Origin of the sequence: Streptomyces auratus (assembly GCF_050433025.1) — a bacterium.
In the GTDB taxonomy this organism is placed as follows: domain Bacteria; phylum Actinomycetota; class Actinomycetes; order Streptomycetales; family Streptomycetaceae; genus Streptomyces; species Streptomyces sioyaensis.
This window is the reverse complement of record NZ_JBNGCB010000001.1, coordinates 701,796-717,170: the sequence shown is the minus strand read 5'-3', so window position 1 is coordinate 717,170 and position 15,375 is coordinate 701,796. Positions and strand designations below refer to the sequence as shown.

The 15,375-nt window shown below is 73.1% G+C and carries 12 protein-coding genes; 4 read left to right on the top strand and 8 right to left on the bottom strand.

What is annotated here, in order from left to right; genetic code table 11:
- Positions 1–46: 46 nt before the first annotated feature.
- A complete protein-coding gene (locus tag BKA18_RS02860; RefSeq protein WP_366045953.1) occupies positions 47–1,678 on the bottom strand; it encodes a helix-turn-helix domain-containing protein in 1,632 nt (543 codons plus the stop codon).
- 296 nt (positions 1,679–1,974) lie between these two features.
- Between BKA18_RS02860 and BKA18_RS02855 the strand changes: the two genes are divergently transcribed.
- Positions 1,975–2,802, top strand: a complete 828-nt coding sequence (locus BKA18_RS02855; protein WP_429638131.1) for a COG4705 family protein — start codon at positions 1,975–1,977, stop codon at positions 2,800–2,802.
- Here the strand turns inward: BKA18_RS02855 and BKA18_RS02850 are convergent.
- From BKA18_RS02850 to BKA18_RS02840, 3 genes are read right to left on the bottom strand one after another with little or no spacing between them, the layout of a single operon-like run.
- Positions 2,783–4,144, bottom strand: coding sequence for an ATP-binding protein (locus BKA18_RS02850; RefSeq protein WP_366045952.1), 1,362 nt, complete (start codon positions 4,142–4,144; stop codon positions 2,783–2,785). The genes BKA18_RS02855 and BKA18_RS02850 overlap by 20 nt on opposite strands.
- Positions 4,141–4,818 (bottom strand): response regulator transcription factor, encoded by a 678-nt coding sequence (locus tag BKA18_RS02845; protein WP_006606702.1) that lies wholly within the window; start codon positions 4,816–4,818, stop codon positions 4,141–4,143. Before BKA18_RS02845 ends, BKA18_RS02850 begins: the two co-directional genes overlap by 4 nt.
- Before the next feature lie 22 nt (positions 4,819–4,840).
- Positions 4,841–5,983: an acyltransferase family protein gene (locus tag BKA18_RS02840; RefSeq protein ID WP_429638129.1), complete on the bottom strand. Its 1,143-nt coding sequence runs from the start codon at positions 5,981–5,983 to the stop codon at positions 4,841–4,843.
- Positions 5,984–6,773: 790 nt separating this feature from the next.
- Between BKA18_RS02840 and BKA18_RS02835 the strand changes: the two genes are divergently transcribed.
- Positions 6,774–7,607 (top strand): undecaprenyl-diphosphate phosphatase, encoded by an 834-nt coding sequence (locus BKA18_RS02835; protein ID WP_006606704.1) that lies wholly within the window; start codon positions 6,774–6,776, stop codon positions 7,605–7,607.
- Between the two features lie 401 nt (positions 7,608–8,008).
- Positions 8,009–9,328 (top strand): DUF5685 family protein, encoded by a 1,320-nt coding sequence (locus BKA18_RS02830; RefSeq protein ID WP_366045951.1) that lies wholly within the window; start codon positions 8,009–8,011, stop codon positions 9,326–9,328.
- Positions 9,329–9,482: 154 nt separating this feature from the next.
- On the opposite strand, the gene BKA18_RS02825 is transcribed toward BKA18_RS02830, so the two are convergent.
- Both BKA18_RS02825 and BKA18_RS02820 read right to left on the bottom strand, forming a co-directional pair.
- Positions 9,483–10,307 carry a hypothetical protein gene (locus BKA18_RS02825; RefSeq protein ID WP_366045950.1) on the bottom strand — a complete coding sequence of 275 codons (825 nt, stop codon included), beginning with the start codon at positions 10,305–10,307 and terminating at the stop codon, positions 9,483–9,485.
- A complete protein-coding gene (locus tag BKA18_RS02820) occupies positions 10,307–11,581 on the bottom strand; it encodes a VWA domain-containing protein (RefSeq protein ID WP_366045949.1) in 1,275 nt (424 codons plus the stop codon). Before BKA18_RS02820 ends, BKA18_RS02825 begins: the two co-directional genes overlap by 1 nt.
- A 567-nt stretch (positions 11,582–12,148) precedes the next feature.
- Between BKA18_RS02820 and BKA18_RS02815 the strand changes: the two genes are divergently transcribed.
- A complete protein-coding gene (locus BKA18_RS02815; protein WP_366045948.1) occupies positions 12,149–13,030 on the top strand; it encodes a fumarylacetoacetate hydrolase family protein in 882 nt (293 codons plus the stop codon).
- Here BKA18_RS02815 and BKA18_RS02810 read toward each other — a convergent pair.
- The gene (locus BKA18_RS02810) at positions 13,009–13,827 is read right to left on the bottom strand and encodes an IclR family transcriptional regulator (RefSeq protein ID WP_093481733.1); all 819 of its coding nucleotides are present in this window, start codon (positions 13,825–13,827) and stop codon (positions 13,009–13,011) included. The genes BKA18_RS02815 and BKA18_RS02810 overlap by 22 nt on opposite strands.
- Positions 13,828–14,119: 292 nt before the next feature.
- A complete protein-coding gene (locus BKA18_RS02805) occupies positions 14,120–15,298 on the bottom strand; it encodes a MalY/PatB family protein (protein ID WP_366045947.1) in 1,179 nt (392 codons plus the stop codon).
- Between the last annotated feature and the right edge of the window lie 77 nt (positions 15,299–15,375).

The window sequence follows — 15,375 nt, the reverse complement described above, 5'->3', positions numbered from 1 at the left end:
GGTGCCGCCGGCCGGCGCCGGTGGGGCGCCCGCGCCGGGCTCCGGCTCAGCCGGCGGGCGGCAGCCGCAGCTGGAGCATCGCCAGCAGCCGCTGGTCCGGCCGGTTGAGGTCGAGGCCGGTCAGCTCCTCCGCCCGGCGGATCCGGTAGCGCAGCGTGTTGGGGTGCACATGCAGCTCCGCGGCGGCGGCCCGGACATCGCCGAAGGCGTTCAGATAGGTGAGGACGGTTTCCGCCAACTGCCCCTGGTTCCGGCTGTCATGGGCGATCAGGGCGGTCAGCCGGGGGTCACGCATCTCGGGGTGCGCACTGAGCAGCGCGAGCACCTCGCTGACGAGCACCTCCGCCTGGATGTCCGGCAGTGCGGCGACCGTGGTGGTGACGCCGACGGTCACCATGGCGTCGAGGATCCGGTCCGCCTCCCGGCGCGAGTCGGGGACCTCGCCGAGCCCCGGAACGATACAGCCGACGGAGCCGCACAACGACAGGCCCAGGTGGAGGCGGGCGGCCTCGGTGATCGCCTGCGCCCAGCCGCGCAGGGTGCCGGTGTCGATGCTGCGCGGCAGCTGCGGCAGCAGCACATAGATCCGCGCATCGACCTGGGTGACCAGGGCACTGCGGTGCCGGGCCGCGGTGTGCACCGAGATCAGATTGCTGACCTCGGCGCGGGTCAGCTCCGGTGCGGCGGACTCGGCGGCCCCGCACGAGAAGCCGAGGACGGCGGCCGGGCGGGCCGCGTCCAGGGCCAGATGGCTCGCCAGCGGCTGGGGGCCGGTGCTGCCCTCCAGGAGGCCGGCCGCAAGCGTACGGGTCAGCGTCAGATCGGCGGAGAGCTCCCGGCGGCGGCGCACCAGATGCAGCGCGGCGACCCGGGCGGCGCCCAGCAGCGCCTGGTCCGACTGCTCGGTCAACGGCGTCGAGCCCTCCTGCACCCAGATCGTGCCCAGCTGGCGCTCGCCGGACCGGATGGCCACCGCGAGCCGGCGGCGGATCCCCAGCTCGGGGTGGCTGTCGATACAGATCACCTCGTCGGAGGCGCGCAGCCGCTGGAACACCCCCCACTTCCGCAGCCGCGTCAGATACGCCTCCGGGCCCTGCCAGCCGAGGATGGACAGCCGCCGCAGATCGTCGACCTCGTCGGAGTCGGTGGAGCGGGAGTAGGCCAGCACACGGTTGGTGGTGTCCTCGATGCTGACGATGCCGCCGGTGAGTATCGCCGTGGTCTGGGCGAGCGCGAACAGGTCGCCCTCCTCCGGCGCCTCGCCGGGGAGCCCCTGCGGCGCGCTTTCGAGGGCCGCCCGGGCCAGCGCGTCCACCTGCTCCCAGCGGGCCTCGCCCCGTACGGACAGCAGTGCCACGCCCGCTTCGACGGCGGTCTCGGTGAGCGAAGCGGCCTGGCCGGGAGCGTCCAGCTTCACCGCGACGGCGGCGGCGCCGTCCCGCCCGCCGACCCGCAGCGCGGGGAACGCGGCGCGGCCCCGGGCGCCTATCGCGAGGATCAGCTCACCGGGGTGCGCCCGCGGCGGGTCCTCGGGGTCGAGCAGTGCCACGCTGCGGATCTCGACGTCCAGCCCGGCGGGCGCGGCCTGCAGCTCCACCAGGGGTTCGCCGAGCGACATCAGCAACTGGCGCAGGCTGATGCCCGTACGGGGTGGTGATGCCGCGGCAGCTGGATCCATGAGTGGTGCCTCTGCTGGTTCGGGTGGCCTGGGCTCATCGGGCGGACGGCCAGCTCGCAGACGGATCCGGTCCCGTCGGTGTCAAGCAGCCGGCCGGCCCGAAAAAGAGCCGCCATCGCACGTATGAGCCACGCCAACAGTACTGATGCTATCCGGCGCGGCGATCAGGGAGCCGCGGGGCGCCGGCGGCGGCTGCCGGCCGGGGTGCCCCGGAGGATCCCCTCGCAGCCGCGGGAGGGGCACGGCCCTGAGCCGGTCAGGCAGCGTTCAGGTGCCCCCTGACACCGTCCGGCACCATGAGCACCGAAACGGATACCCACCTGCACCCCGCCACCCCGCCCGCCCGGCACCGACCGCCGATGCTGAACAAGGTCCCCGAGGTCACCGCCTTCTTCTGGGTGATCAAGGTCTTGTGCACCACGGTCGGTGAGACCGCTGCCGACCTGCTCAACGAGAACCTCGGCATGGGCCTGACCAACACCTCGTACCTGATGGCCGGCCTGCTGGCCGTCACCCTGGTCTTCCAGTTCCGGGCGCGCGCCTACCGCGCCGGGCTGTACTGGCTCGCCGTGGTCCTGATCAGCGTGGTCGGCACGCTGATCAGCGACAACCTGACCGACAACCTCGGGGTGCCGCTGGAGACGACGACGGCGGTGTTCGCCGTCCTCCTCGCCCTGACCTTCATCGCCTGGTACCTGAGCGAGCGGACGCTGTCGATCCACACCATTCGCACCCCGCGCCGGGAGGCCTTCTACTGGCTGGCGATCCTGTTCACCTTCGCGCTCGGCACCTCGGCCGGCGATCTGACCGCCGAGCGGCTGGACCTGGGGTACTGGTTCTCCGCCGTCGTCTTCGCCGCGCTGATCGCCGCCGTGGCGCTGGCCCGCTTCACCCTGGACTTCCACACCATCTGGGCGTTCTGGATCGCGTACGTGCTGACCCGGCCGCTCGGCGCCTCGATGGGTGACTACCTCTCCCAGCCGCACAAGGACGGCGGCCTGGGACTGGGCACCGTCGGCACCAGCGTGCTGTTCCTGGCCGTCATCCTCGGGCTCGTCGTCCACCTCATCCGCACCAAGCGGGACGTGGCCGTGGCCGGGGAGGTCAGCCCGCAGGAAGCGTGACGGCGAAGCGTGCGCCGGGGCCGGCGGCGGTCAGCGTGAGGTCACCGCCGGCCGCGCGGGCCAGCCGCCGCGCCAGCGCCAGGCCGAGGCCCGCGCCGTCGTGCCCGTCCCCGGGATCGGCGCGCCGGCCCGGTTCGAAGAGCGCGCCGCGGAACTCCTCGGGCACGCCGGGACCGTCGTCGCTGATATACAGCGTGACCTGGCCGGCGCCGGCCGTGCAGTGGACGGCGATGGTGCGTACGGCGTACCGGCGGGCGTTGTCCAGCAGCGGCACCAGGATCCGCTCGGCCACCGCCGCCGGTACGCCCGCGGTCACCGGCTCGCCGGTCACCGCCACGGCGGGTGCGGCGGGGTGGTCGGCCGCGATGCGCCGGGCGATTTCCTCCGCGAGAGCGGGGAAGCGGCAGCTGCCGGGGGTCTGCGCACCGCGGGTACGGGCCTCGGAGAGCAGGGAGTCGCAGATCTGCCGCATCGTCGCGGCGGCGTGCGCGATGGCCTCGTGCGAGGTGTCCTGCTCGGCCGCGGTCCTCGGGCGCCGGGCCAGCCATTCGGTCTCCGCGGTGATCCGGGCCAGCGGGGTACGCAGCTCGTGGGAGAGCGCCGCGGCCTGGTGCTGCTCATGGCGCAGCACCGCGGCCAGCCGGTCCAGCAGGGCGTCGAGGCTGGTGGCGAACGAGGCGAGTTCGGCGGGCCGGCCGGCCGCGCCGAACCGTTCCGGGGCGCCGGCCTCGCTCCACCGGGTGGCCTGGTCGCTCATCTCGGCGACCGGCCGCAGGGCGCGCCCCACCACGAGCCGGGTGAGGAGGTAGACGGTGCCGAGCAGCAGCACCGCCAGCGCCAGGGAACCGGCCAGTGCGGCGTCCGCCGTGCTGCGGTAGGCGTCCAGGCTCACCGAGGCGACCACGGTGCCGGCCTGCCCGGGGCCGGAGGTGGCGGGCACCGGGAGGGCGTAGAGCCGCGTCGCGCCGGACCCGCCGTCGGCGCCGACCGCGACGTCGCTGAACACCTCGTGGCCGCCGGCCAGTTGTTCCGCCCGCCGTTGCAGTGCGGCGGGTGCGCCGGGCGGCCGTTCCTTGATCCGCCGGCCCTGGTAGATCCACACTCCGGAGTCCAGCGCCTGGTCCTGGGCGGGCTCATGGACCACCAGCCGCCCGTCCGGCCGGGCCTCCACGGTGCTCGCCACGGCCTCCGCCCGGGTGCGCAGCACGTCGTCCGCCTGCTCGTGCAGCCGCTTTTCCAGCGCCAGGTTGAAGGCCGTCGTCAGGACGGCGACCCACACCGCGCCGGTGATCAGGGCCATCAGGGCGAGCCGGCCGCGCAGGGTGCGCTGGGGGCGCCTCATGCGAAGCGGTAGCCGATGCCGCGGACCGTACCGATGCCCCGCGGGCTGTCCGCCTCGCGCAGCTTGCGGCGCAACCGCCACAGATACTGGTCCAGCGTGTTGTCGCTGACCTGGGCGCCCTCCGGCCAGCCCGCGCGCAGCAGGGCCCGGCGGCGGACGACGGCCCCGGGGTCCGCCATGAGGCAGGCCAGCAGCCGGAATTCGGTGGGCGTCAGGGCGACCGCCTCCCCGTGCACGGTCAGGTGGTACCGCACCGGGTCCAGCCGCAGCGCACCGTCGGCGCCGACGATGCTGCCGTCGGCGGCCGCGCGGCGCAGCACCGCCCGGACGCGGGCCACCAGCTCGCTGAGGTGAAACGGCTTGGCGAGGTAGTCATCGCCTCCGGAGGCGAAACCGGCGAGCCGGTCGGTGAGATTGCCGTGCGCGGTAAGGAAGATCACCGGGACGGTGACGCCCGCCCCCCGCATCGCCTGGCAGACGTCCCGCCCGTCGGAATCCGGCAGCCCGACATCGAGCACCACCGCGTCCACCGACGCGTCGACGGTGCGCAGCGCCGCCGCACCGTCGGCGGCGGTCACCACGTCGAACTCCTCGTCGCGCAGTCCGCGGGCCAGTACGTCACGCAGGCCGTGGTCGTCCTCGACGACCAGGATGCGGGGAGCGGTCCTCGTCATGCAGCTCTGCCTTTCTGCCGGGTCATGTCCTACGCCCCGGTGCCGCGCCGAGCCGGGGCTCGGCTCTGAACGCCCAGCGCATCTTCGGCTCCATGGCGAAACGGAAGATCCGCTGCACCGGTGGGGTGCACAGCAGGGTCACCACCGCGCCGGCGAGCAGGGTGACGACGACGGCGCCCCAGGGCGTGTGGATCCAGTCGGCGTCGTACCAGTCCCACCAGCGGGAGCCCTTGGCGAGGAAGCCGTGCAGCAGATAGCCGTAGAGGGTGCCGGCGCCCAGTGCGGTGCACCACGCCCGGCGGCCCGGCACCCAGGCCAGGAAGCAGGCGGTGAGCACCAGCGAGCAGCCGAACATGGCCAGTTGCATCAGGACGCCGCACCACCACGGAACGCCCAGGTTCTGTGCGCTGTCGGTGTGGTAGAACCACGCGTCGTTCATCCGCGGCACGGCCCAGTACGCGAAGATCAGCGCCCCCGCGATGACGGGCAGCGCGGCGAGGCGCGCCGGCCAGCAGCGCAGGCGGTTGAAGTGCTCTGCCTTCAGGCACATGCCGAGGACGAAGAACGGCAGGAACTGCAGGACCCGCTGGAGATCCAGATCGCTGCCCAGATCCGAGACGGAGGCCGTCGCGGCGATCGCCAGGGCCAGCGGCACCGGCCACCGCACGATCCGCCACAGCGGCGCGGTGAGCCGCCAGATGAACAGGGCGACCAGGAACCAGGTGAGGAACCAGGGGTCGGCCAGGCTGACCGAGAAACTCGGGGTGTCGCCGGCCGCGTAACGGAACAGCGCATAGGCCGTCTGAAAGAGGAGATAGGGGACGACGACGCCGGTGACCAGCCGTTGCAGCCGGTCGCGGCGCATATCGAAACTGCGCGAGAAATAGCCGGAGACAACGGTGAACGCGGGCATGTGGAAGGCGTACACGAAGATGTACAGCGCGGCCGCGCTCCGGCTGGTGGCGTAGAGCGGCTCCCAGGCATGGCCGAGGGCCACCAGCACGATGGCCAGATACTTCGCATTGTCGAAAAACGCGTCCCGCGGCTTTTCGGGGGCGGGCCGCGTCTTGTCGCCCGGGGCGACGGCGGGCGCGGGGATGGCGGGCCGTTCGGGCGCGGCACGGCCGGCGCCCCGGGGGTGAACGGAGTGGGAGGCGAGGGTCACGAAACGGCCTCCCAGCGATCAGTGGGCCGTCGCGGCCTTCTTGCCGTGGTGGTGGGGGCGATGGCCGTACTGATCATGGTGAGCGGCATCCTGGCTCCTCTTTGTGGGCTGAGGGGAATGGTGCGGCACCCTACGAGGCGTTGCTGTGAAGTACTCCGGATGTGAGCGTGCGGGGGCCGGTGGCCCACAATGCTGGGTGGCTCCCCGCCTCCGACGGGCCCGCGGAGCATGAGGAGCCCGTGCCCGGCCAGGGCGGGGTGCGCCGCTGGTCGTCTACAGTGTTGTAGACCATTGGGTGGCACTGTAGACGTCCGGGGACGCGGAACGCACCCCGGCTCCCTACGGGAGGGACTGACCGCATGGCCGTGTGCCCCGCTGCGCGTCCCCGGCTCGCCGCCGGTCAGAGCCACCGCGCAGCCGCCCCGGACCCCGGCGGCCGGCCGTCGCCCCGGCCCGCCGTGGTGACCCTTCTCTCCCCGCCGCTCGCCGCCCCAGGGCCCCGCTCCCTCCTGCCCGCCGCACAGGCCCCGCGGCGGCCCCTGGAGCCGCTCTTTTCGGCCGGACGGCGCAACCCCCAGTACAGTCACCTCACCGATCTGTATGCCGGGACACACCTGTGTGCAGGCGACGCCGGAGTCACCCCTGGGGCCCGCCCCGGCCGAGCCGAGAACGTCGCCGATGACGCCGATGCCACCGGGTTCCCGGCGCACACCCGGCCGCACCGCCCCACGCCCAGCCCACCGCGGCGCACCCGCGCCCGCCGTCCGCACCGTTCCCAGAAATGGATCCCATGAGCGCCATCAGCATCGGCCAGGCCGTCGTCCTCGGAGCCGTCGAGGGGGTGACGGAATTCCTCCCGGTCTCCTCCACGGGTCACCTCAAGATCGCCGAGGGCCTGATGGGAATCCGCGTCGACGACACGGCCGTCGTCGGCTTCTCCGCCGTCATCCAGGTCGGCGCGATCGCCGCGGCACTCGTCTACTTCTTCAAGGACATCGTGCGCATCGTGGGCGCGTGGTTCCGGGGCCTGCGCAACCGCGAGGAGCGCTACCACCACGACTACAAGTTCGCCTGGTGGGTGATCTACGCCACCATCCCGATCGTCGTCGTCGGCCTGGCCGCCAAGCCCCTGATCGAGGGCCCGCTCGCCTCCCTCTGGGTGGTGGCCGGCTCACTGATCGTCGGCAGCGCGGTGATGTGGGCGGCGGACCAGATGGGCCGGCACAAGCGCGGTGAGGACGACACCTCGCTGAAGGACGCCATGTGGGTCGGCTGCTCGCAGATCCTCGCCCTCCTCTTCCCCGGCTTCTCCCGCTCCGGCGCGACCATGTCCACCGCGCTCATCCTCGACCTCGAACGTGTCGCGGCCACCCGGCTGTCGTTCTTCCTCGGCATCCCGGCCCTGACCGGTGCCGGCATCTACGAGCTCAAGGACGCCATCGGCAGCGGCGCCGCCGTCGCACCGCTGGCCATCGGCACCGTCGTCTCCTTCGCCGTCGCCTACGCCTCGATCTCCTGGCTGCTGAAGTTCGTGGCCAAGCACTCCTTCAACTCCTTCGTCATCTACCGGATCCTGGTCGGCGCCCTCCTCTTCGGCCTGCTGGGCATGGGCATCCTCAGCTGACGACCGCCCGGGGCCCGGCGGGCCGGCACCCCGGCTTCGACGGATCGGGAATCCGGTTGAACACTCCCGCGGCACGCTCCGTACTCAAGGGTGCGCCGAGGGATTTTCCCCGATTCCCGGCCCGGCCCGGCCTGCCTGTGGACCAGGGCCCCGCGGTTGCTCCGCCCTCGCCCTCCCCTGGCGGGGCGGAGCGGCCGCGGCACTTCTGTACTGAGCCCGGCTCCCCGGTCGCACCGCCCGCCCGGCCTCGGTGATTTGACGGCCCGTCAGTCCCGTCCGAGCACCCGCACCAGGGGTGTGTGTCCAGGTCAATGGCCCACTCGCTACGCTTTTGCGTGGTCGGCCAGGCCTGCCACACCGGCTCAGGCCGTGCCCTGCCGACGTCTTACGGGGGTTTCCACGTGTTCGGAATCGTCAGGCCCTGCACCCATCGGCTGTCCCAAGGGCTCAAGGCCGAGTGGATGGCGCACCTGTGCGGACTCTGTCTCGCCCTGCGCGGCGACCACGGGCAGTTCGCCCGGGTCGTCACGAACTATGACGGGCTGATCGTCTCCGTGCTGACGGATGCCCAGTCCGGCGCCGCTCAGGCGCCGCGCCGCACCGCCGGGCCCTGCCCGCTGCGCGGGATGCGGACCGCTTCGGTGGCGAAGGGGGAGGGCGCACGCCTGGCGGCGTCGGTGTCCCTGGTGCTCGCCTCGGCGAAGATACGCGACCATGTCGCCGACCGGAACGGACTGCTGCGCCGCCGGCCGGTGGCCGCCGCCGCCCGCAAGGTCGCCGCGGGCTGGGACCGGGCCGGGGCGCGCACCGGCGCCGCCCTCGGCTTCGACACCGCGCTGCTCGTCGATGCGGTCGACCGGCAGCTGGGCATCGAGGAACTGGCTGGCCCCGGCACCCCGTTGACGGTCATCACCGAACCGACCGAGACGGCGACGGCCGCGGCCTTCGCCCACACCGCGGTGCTGGCGGGCCGGCCGGACAACGCCGCGCCACTGGCCGAGGCGGGCCGGTTCTTCGGACGGCTGGCCCACCTCCTCGACGCCGTGGAGGACCGCGCGGCGGACGCCGCCGAGGGAGCCTGGAACCCGCTCACCGCCACCGGCGCCACCCCCGCACAGGCCCGCCGGCTGTGTGACGACGCACTGCACGGCATCCGACTCGCGCTGCGCGAGGTGGAGTTCAGCGACTCCAGGCTGGTGCATGTGCTGCTGGTGCATGAGCTGCGCCGGTCGGTGGACCGCGCCTTCGGGACGGCCGCCTGCGCCCACCAGGGGCACGGTGCGCCGGGTCCGTACGACGGCCAGGGCCCGGGCCCGTACGGGAGCGGATACGGCGGGCCGTCCCCCTACGGCGGGCAGTCCCCGTACGGCCAGGCACCGGCCGCCGGTGGCCCGTACGTCCAGGGCCAGCAGCTGAACGGCCCGCAGCACGCGCACGGCGGCGGCCCGGTGCCGCCCGGCGGTCCGGGCGGCGGCTATGGAGGAGGGCCGGGCGGCGGAGGCGGCGGAATGCCGCACTTTCCGCAGCAGCCGAAGAAGCCGCGGGGCTTCTTCGCCGGCTGTGCGGTCGCCATCGGACTGTGCTGCACCTGCAAGCTCTGCTGTGCGGAGGAGTACGAGGGCCCGTGGTCGCGGAAGAAGCGCGAGGGGTGCTGCGATGACTGCGACTGCTGCGACTGCAACTGCGATTGCTGTGACTGCTGCAATTGCTGCGACTGCTGAGCCCTGACCCATCGGACAGACCCTGGCCCTGACGGGGTATCGCCGCCGCCCGGTTGACCCCGTGGAAGGCCGGTGACCGTGACCCCGGCCGAGGCGCGGCCAGGTGCCCCCGTCCGTGGGGCGGCCATGACCCTGCCATGGCCGCCCCGTTCGGTCAGGCGCCCGGCGGGATCCGTGCCGGGCGGCCGGAGCCCCGGGTCAGCTGATACCCGGCGATACCGGCGAGGGCCGCGAGCAGCCCGCCCACCGCCGTCCAGATCCAGCGGTCGGACCACCAGCCGGACGACCAGCCGCCGTCCGGCTCGCTCATGGCCGCGGGCTGCGCCGCCGGGCTCTCCTTGTCCTGCGGCGTTGCGGTGGAGGCGCCGGGCACCAGCGGCGCGGCGAGCGTGCCGTCCACCGCCCGGGCGCCACCGGTGTCGGCCGTGGTGGCGTCGACCTCGGCGTGTACCGGAAGACCGAGGTCGTCCTTGGGCAGATCGACGACCGTCAGCCGTATGTAGTAGCTGCCCGGCAGCGGGTCGTTGGCCCAGGGTTCTGCCCAGGCGCGGACCGTGCGCAGCGTGCAGGACAGCTCGACGGAGCCGGTGTCCTTGTCGGCCGCCCTGGTCTGGGCGCCGTAGGTGCAGGCCTGGCGTCGGCGCAGCCCGTCGTAGACATCGAGCTGCCAGGTGGCCGCGCCGTGCCGGGCGGCCTGCGGCAGGGTCACCTTGGCCTTGACGGTGGCGCGCTGTCCGGCATCCACGGGCAGCACCCAGTAGAGGTAGTCGCCGGTGGAGGCGCTGGCCGTGGCCGGCTGGTCCGGCCTGATGGCGGTCGCCGTGCGGAAGGAGGTGCCGGCCTCGGTCGGCGCGGCCGCCTCCGCCCCGGCACTGCCGCTCGGCGAGGGGGACGGGCTGTCGGCGAGGGCGGTGCCCGCCATGCCGAGGAGGCCGGCGCTCGCCAGCACAGCGGTGATCAGCGTGCGTACGGTACGCATCAGTTGGTCCTCCAGACGGTGACGCGCCAACGGGAGATCCAGCCCCACAGCAGACCGGCCACCAGCCCGGACAGGGCCAGCGTGAGCAGCAGCCACCAGCCGTGGCCGAGGCCGAAGAAGGCGGCGTCGGAGGCGTCGGAGGGGCCGTCCACCAGGTCGACGGTCAGCTCGACCGGCATTCCGGGGTCGGTCTTGACCGAGGCGGGTGCCGAGAAGGAGTTGCTGACCTGCAGACAGACGGTCTCCGCCGCCGGCGCGTCCTCGTCCGAGGCAGCGCTGGGCGCCTTCGGATAGCGCAGCCCGGAGGAGATCACATCCGTACGGCCGTCGCCCGCCTCAGCGCCGCGGACGATCTCCCGGCCGTGCACGGTCGAGGCTCGCAGCAGGACCCCGTAGTCGTTGTTGACCGCCCGGTCGGCGGCGACGCTGACCGACGCCCGCAGCTCCTGGCCGGGCCGGACGTCGACCCGGTACCAGCGGTGCTCGGCGAACTTCTCGCGGTCGCTGTAGAGACCGGGCTTGAGCTTGGGCGCACCGGTGCAGTCCGCCGCCCCCTGGGTCGCCACGGGAGTGACCACCGGACGGGCCGCCCGGTCCACCAACTGGTGTACGCGGTCCCGGAGTTGCTTGGTGTGCTCCACCGAGGTGTAGGTACCGCCGGTGGCCTCGGCGATACAGCTCAGCTGGTTGCGCGTCTTGGCGTCCGGCAGCAGCCCGAGCGTGTCGACGGTGAGATGGATGCCCTTGGCGGCGATGTCCCGCGCGACCTGGCAGGGATCGAGCGGGGCGCAGGTGTCCTCGCCGTCCGTGATGAGGACGATCCGGCGGCTGGCGTCGCCGCCCTTGAGGTCGTCGGCCGCGCCCAGCAGGGCGGGCCCGATGGGCGTCCAGCCGGTCGGGGTGAGCGTCGCCACCGCGGTCTTCGCCTCGGTCCGGTCGAGCGGCCCGACCGGGTAGAGCTGCCGGGTGTCCTTGCAGCCGACCTTCCGGTCCTCGCCGCGGTAGTTCGCGCCGAGCGTGCGGATGCCCAACTGGACGTCGTCCGGCACGGCGTCCAGCACCTCGTTGAAGGCCTGCTTGGCCGCGGCCATCCGGCTCTGCCCGTCGATGTCGCGGGCCCGCATCGAGCCGCTGACGTCGAGGGTCAACTCGACCTTGGGAGAAGCGTCCGCATCCGGTTCACCGGCGGCGAGGGCGGGTGTGGGGAGAAGCGCGACGGTCATCGCGGCGAGCAGGCCGCACACCCCGGCCGCCAGCCGTTTTCTTGTGATCATCGACGGATCGTATGGAGAAACGCCCCGCAGTCCAAAACGGTGCGCGGGCCGAGGGGCGGTAACAACCGGGCGGCCGCGGGGCGGTGGCCGGACCGGCGCGCCCGGCCGGCCGGGGACGCACCCTCGGCCGGCTCCCTCCCGGGCGGCGCGCCCGCCTTCCATGCGACTCGCGGCCGCCGAAAGCGCATCGGCCATTGCGGTCGGCGCACGGTCTCGCTTACCGTCGGGCAGACCACCTCCCACCGATTGCTCGCACGTCCCAACCAGTGGGACCCCATGCGGTGTTGAAGGAGGGGACGATGGCAAGGAAGGTCACGCGGCGGGAGCCGGCATGACGGACCGGGCGGCGTCCGTCCCCGAGGACGGAAGGCCCGTGGACCGGGGCGCTCTCCCGCCCCTCGCGACCGGTGCGGCGGCTGCTTTCCCGGCCGGCCGCGGAGAGATTGCCCGGCGGTGCGCGCCGCATCCGCCCCGGGGCCTGGTGCCCCGTTGTCCGGTACTCCATCCCCCTGAGCAGACCGCCCCGCCGTGCCCGCGGGGGGCGCCGCATCGCCCTGGAGCTCACCCATGCATCTGGCCACCCTCACCCACCAGGGGCGCCGCAGGCTCGTCGGCCGGCTCGCGCCGCAGCACCCATGGCGGCTGGCGCCGCCCTCCGTCACTCTTGCGGAGGTCATCGCCGGCGGCACCCTGCCCTGGTCGTGGAGCGAACTGCCCATCGGCACCGACCCGGTGCCGGCCCTGCCCTACCGGCCGGGCGCGCTCTACGGCGTCGGCCCGAACTACCCGGAGTCCCTCACCGAGATGGGCTGGGAGTGGCCCACCGAGCCCGTCCTCTTCCCCAAGCTCTCCTCCAGCGTCATCGGCAGCGGCGAGGCGATCGTCTTCGACCCGGATCTCACCCAACGCGTCGACTGGGAAACCGAGTTGGCCGTCGTCATCGGCAGCGAGGCCCACCGGGTGCCCGAGGCGGACGCGTTGCAGTACGTCTTCGGCTACACCGTCGCCAACGACATCTCGGCCCGTGATCTGGGGGAGCGCGACGGGCAGTGGATGCGGGGCAAGGGCCTGGACACCTTCTGCCCCTTGGGGCCCGTGGTCGTCACCGCCGACGAGATCCCCGACCCGCACCGGCTGCGGATCCGTACCCGGGTCAACGGCGAGACGGTGCAGGACGGTACGACGGCCGACATGGTCTTCCGTATCCCCGCGTTGATCGCCTACCTCAGCCGGTTCTTCACCCTGCGGGCGGGCGACGTGGTGCTGACCGGAACCCCGGCCGGCTGCGGCGACTTCATGCGGCCGCCGCGCGCCCTGCGGCCGGGCGATGTGCTGGAGTCGGAAGTGGAGGGGATCGGGTGCCTGGTCAACCCGGTGCGGGGCGGTGTGCGCGACGGCACCGGGGCCGGGGCCGGCTGCCCGGGATATCAGGAAGCGGGCGGCAGATAGCCGAGATCGTAGGAGAGTTCCCGGCACACCTGGGCCACCAGCGGCCCGTACGCCGGAATCAGCGGCCCCATGCGCTCGGCCACACCGGCCACGCTGATGCAGGCGACCGGCATCCCGGTGTGGTCATGGACGGCGGCGCCGCAGCAGCAGCTCGACTCGTCGAAGTCCCGCAGGTCCTGGGACCAGCCGCGCTCCCGGGTGCGCTCGATCTCGGCATGCAGATCCGAGACCGTGGCCGCGGTCACCGGTGACAGCGGGTCGCGGACCAGCTCTATCAGGGTGTCCTCCAGCTTCTGCTGCGGCAGCGCCGCCAGATAGGCGCGGCCCAGCGAGGTGGAGTGCAGCGGGCGGGCCGCGCCCAGCTCCGCGGTCACCGTGGCCGGCCGGGTACCGCGCTCCCGGTGGACGAACACCATGGTCAGGCCGTTGGGCACACCGAGGCTGACGGTTTCCTGGGTGACTTCACCGAGCTTGCGCAGCGCGGGCGCGGCCGCATCCCGCAGCGTGGTCGAGGCCACCGCCGCGGACGCCAGGCGTACCGCCGCCGGTCCCAACTGCCACCGGGCCGTGGCCGGGGCCTGCGCCAGCCAGCCCTGCTCCTGCAGCCGGTCGACCAGCCGGTACGCCGTACTGCGGGTCAGCCCCAGCGCCTGGGCGATGTCCGCGGTGGAGATGCCGCGGTGGCGCGCCACATGGGTCAGGATCGCCAGCCCCCGGTCGAGTGCGCCCGCTGCCCGCTCGCCCGCGCCCCCGCCGCCGGATGCCCGCCCGGACTCCGGCGTCACTGCCTTGCTCATTGTCGCCTTCGGCCCTTCCCGGTTCCTGCTGTGCACCCGACTCGCCGGTGACACTAGCCAGCCGATTCAGACGTTGTCACTGGGACTTGCGCCGCACTTACGGCAATTACGGCGTTCAACTAACCCAGTGAACGAGACTCTGTCCCAATGGGTGGGACTGTCAAGTGGTGCGGCGGCAAGGGGAATTCTGTGCTGGAGGAGGGGAGCACGGGCAGGGAGGCGCCCTGCATGGCGAGGCCGGACGCGCGCGCCATCGGCCGGGGACGGAATCCGCAGCCGCGCGGTCGCGGTGTCAGGCGACCGCCACCGTCATCCGCCGGACGGCCTCGGTGAGCAGTTCGGGAGAGGTCGCCAGGTTGAGCCGCAGATGACCGGCGCCGCCGGTGCCGAAGAGCGGACCGGAGCTGAAGGCCACTCTGCCGCGGTCGAGAAAGACCGCGGCGGGGTCGTCGCCGAGGCCGAGCGGGCGGCAGTCGAGCCAGGCGAGGAACGTCCCCTCGGCCGGCCGGTAGCGGACCTTGGGCAGCCGCTCGGCCAGCAAGTCGGCGAGCAGCCGCCGGTTGTCGTCGAGACCGCCGCGCAGCGCGTCGAGCCAGTCGCCGCCGTCTTGCAGCGCGGCGGTGTGGGCAAGGATGCCGACGTGGCTGGGGCCGTGGCTGACCTCTTCCGGAAGGCGGGCCAGGTCGTCGGCCGCGGCGGGTCCGGCGACGGCGAGCGCGGCCTTGAGACCGGCCAGGTTCCACGCCTTGGACGCCGACATCAGCGAGAGACCGCGCTCGCCCCCGGGCACGCTCAGATAGGGCACGAAGGTGGTGTCGAGAGCCACCACCGGCGCATGGATCTCGTCGGCGACGACCCGTACGCCGTACCGGTCCGCCAGCGTCGCCACCGCCGCCAGTTCCTCCGCACTGTGCACCGTGCCCGTGGGATTGTGCGGACTGCACAGCAGATACGCGGCCCGGCCCCCGCCCGCGGCGGCGTGCCGGAAGGCCCCCTCCAGCACGGTGAAGTCGATCCGCAGGTCCTCGCCCAGCGGCGCCTCCACCACGCGCCGGTCCATATGCGTCACGAACTGGTAGAACGGCGGATAGACGGGGCAGTTGACCACCACCGGGTCGCCCGGGCCGGTGACCAGCTTGAGCATCTCGACGACGCCCAGCATCACATCGGGCACGATCGCCGTCCGCTCCACGGCGAGCCCGGTCCAGCCCCAGCGCGCCCGGGCGAAGTCGGCCAGGGCGCGGGCGTACGCCGTCCCGGACGGGTAGCCGGTGTCGCCACGGGCCACCGCCTCCGTGATCGCCCGTACGACCGGGGCGGCGAGCGGCACATCCATCTCCGCCACCCACAGGGGCAGCACGTCGTCCGGGTAGGTGCGCCACTTCATGCTCGTGCGCAGCCGCAGCTCGTCGAGGGTGAGCCGGCGCAGCGGGTCGGCGTGGTCGAAGGCGTCGCGGGGCGCTTGGTCCATGAGGCCAAAATAAGCACGATCCGTCCGCCGCGGCAGGGGAGCGGCAGGGGCGGTCTCCGTCGGCCCGGTCGGCAGCG

Coding starts and splice junctions, on each gene's coding strand:
- BKA18_RS02860 (WP_366045953.1), bottom strand. CDS start 1,678: ATGGATCCAGCTGCCGCGGCATCACCACCCCGTACGGGCATCAGCCTG.
- BKA18_RS02805 (WP_366045947.1), bottom strand. CDS start 15,298: ATGGACCAAGCGCCCCGCGACGCCTTCGACCACGCCGACCCGCTGCGC.
- BKA18_RS02820 (WP_366045949.1), bottom strand. CDS start 11,581: ATGATCACAAGAAAACGGCTGGCGGCCGGGGTGTGCGGCCTGCTCGCC.
- BKA18_RS02825 (WP_366045950.1), bottom strand. CDS start 10,307: ATGCGTACCGTACGCACGCTGATCACCGCTGTGCTGGCGAGCGCCGGC.
- BKA18_RS02810 (WP_093481733.1), bottom strand. CDS start 13,827: ATGAGCAAGGCAGTGACGCCGGAGTCCGGGCGGGCATCCGGCGGCGGG.
- BKA18_RS02835 (WP_006606704.1), top strand. CDS start 6,774: ATGAGCGCCATCAGCATCGGCCAGGCCGTCGTCCTCGGAGCCGTCGAG.
- BKA18_RS02850 (WP_366045952.1), bottom strand. CDS start 4,144: ATGAGGCGCCCCCAGCGCACCCTGCGCGGCCGGCTCGCCCTGATGGCC.
- BKA18_RS02815 (WP_366045948.1), top strand. CDS start 12,149: ATGCATCTGGCCACCCTCACCCACCAGGGGCGCCGCAGGCTCGTCGGC.
- BKA18_RS02855 (WP_429638131.1), top strand. CDS start 1,975: ATGAGCACCGAAACGGATACCCACCTGCACCCCGCCACCCCGCCCGCC.
- BKA18_RS02845 (WP_006606702.1), bottom strand. CDS start 4,818: ATGACGAGGACCGCTCCCCGCATCCTGGTCGTCGAGGACGACCACGGC.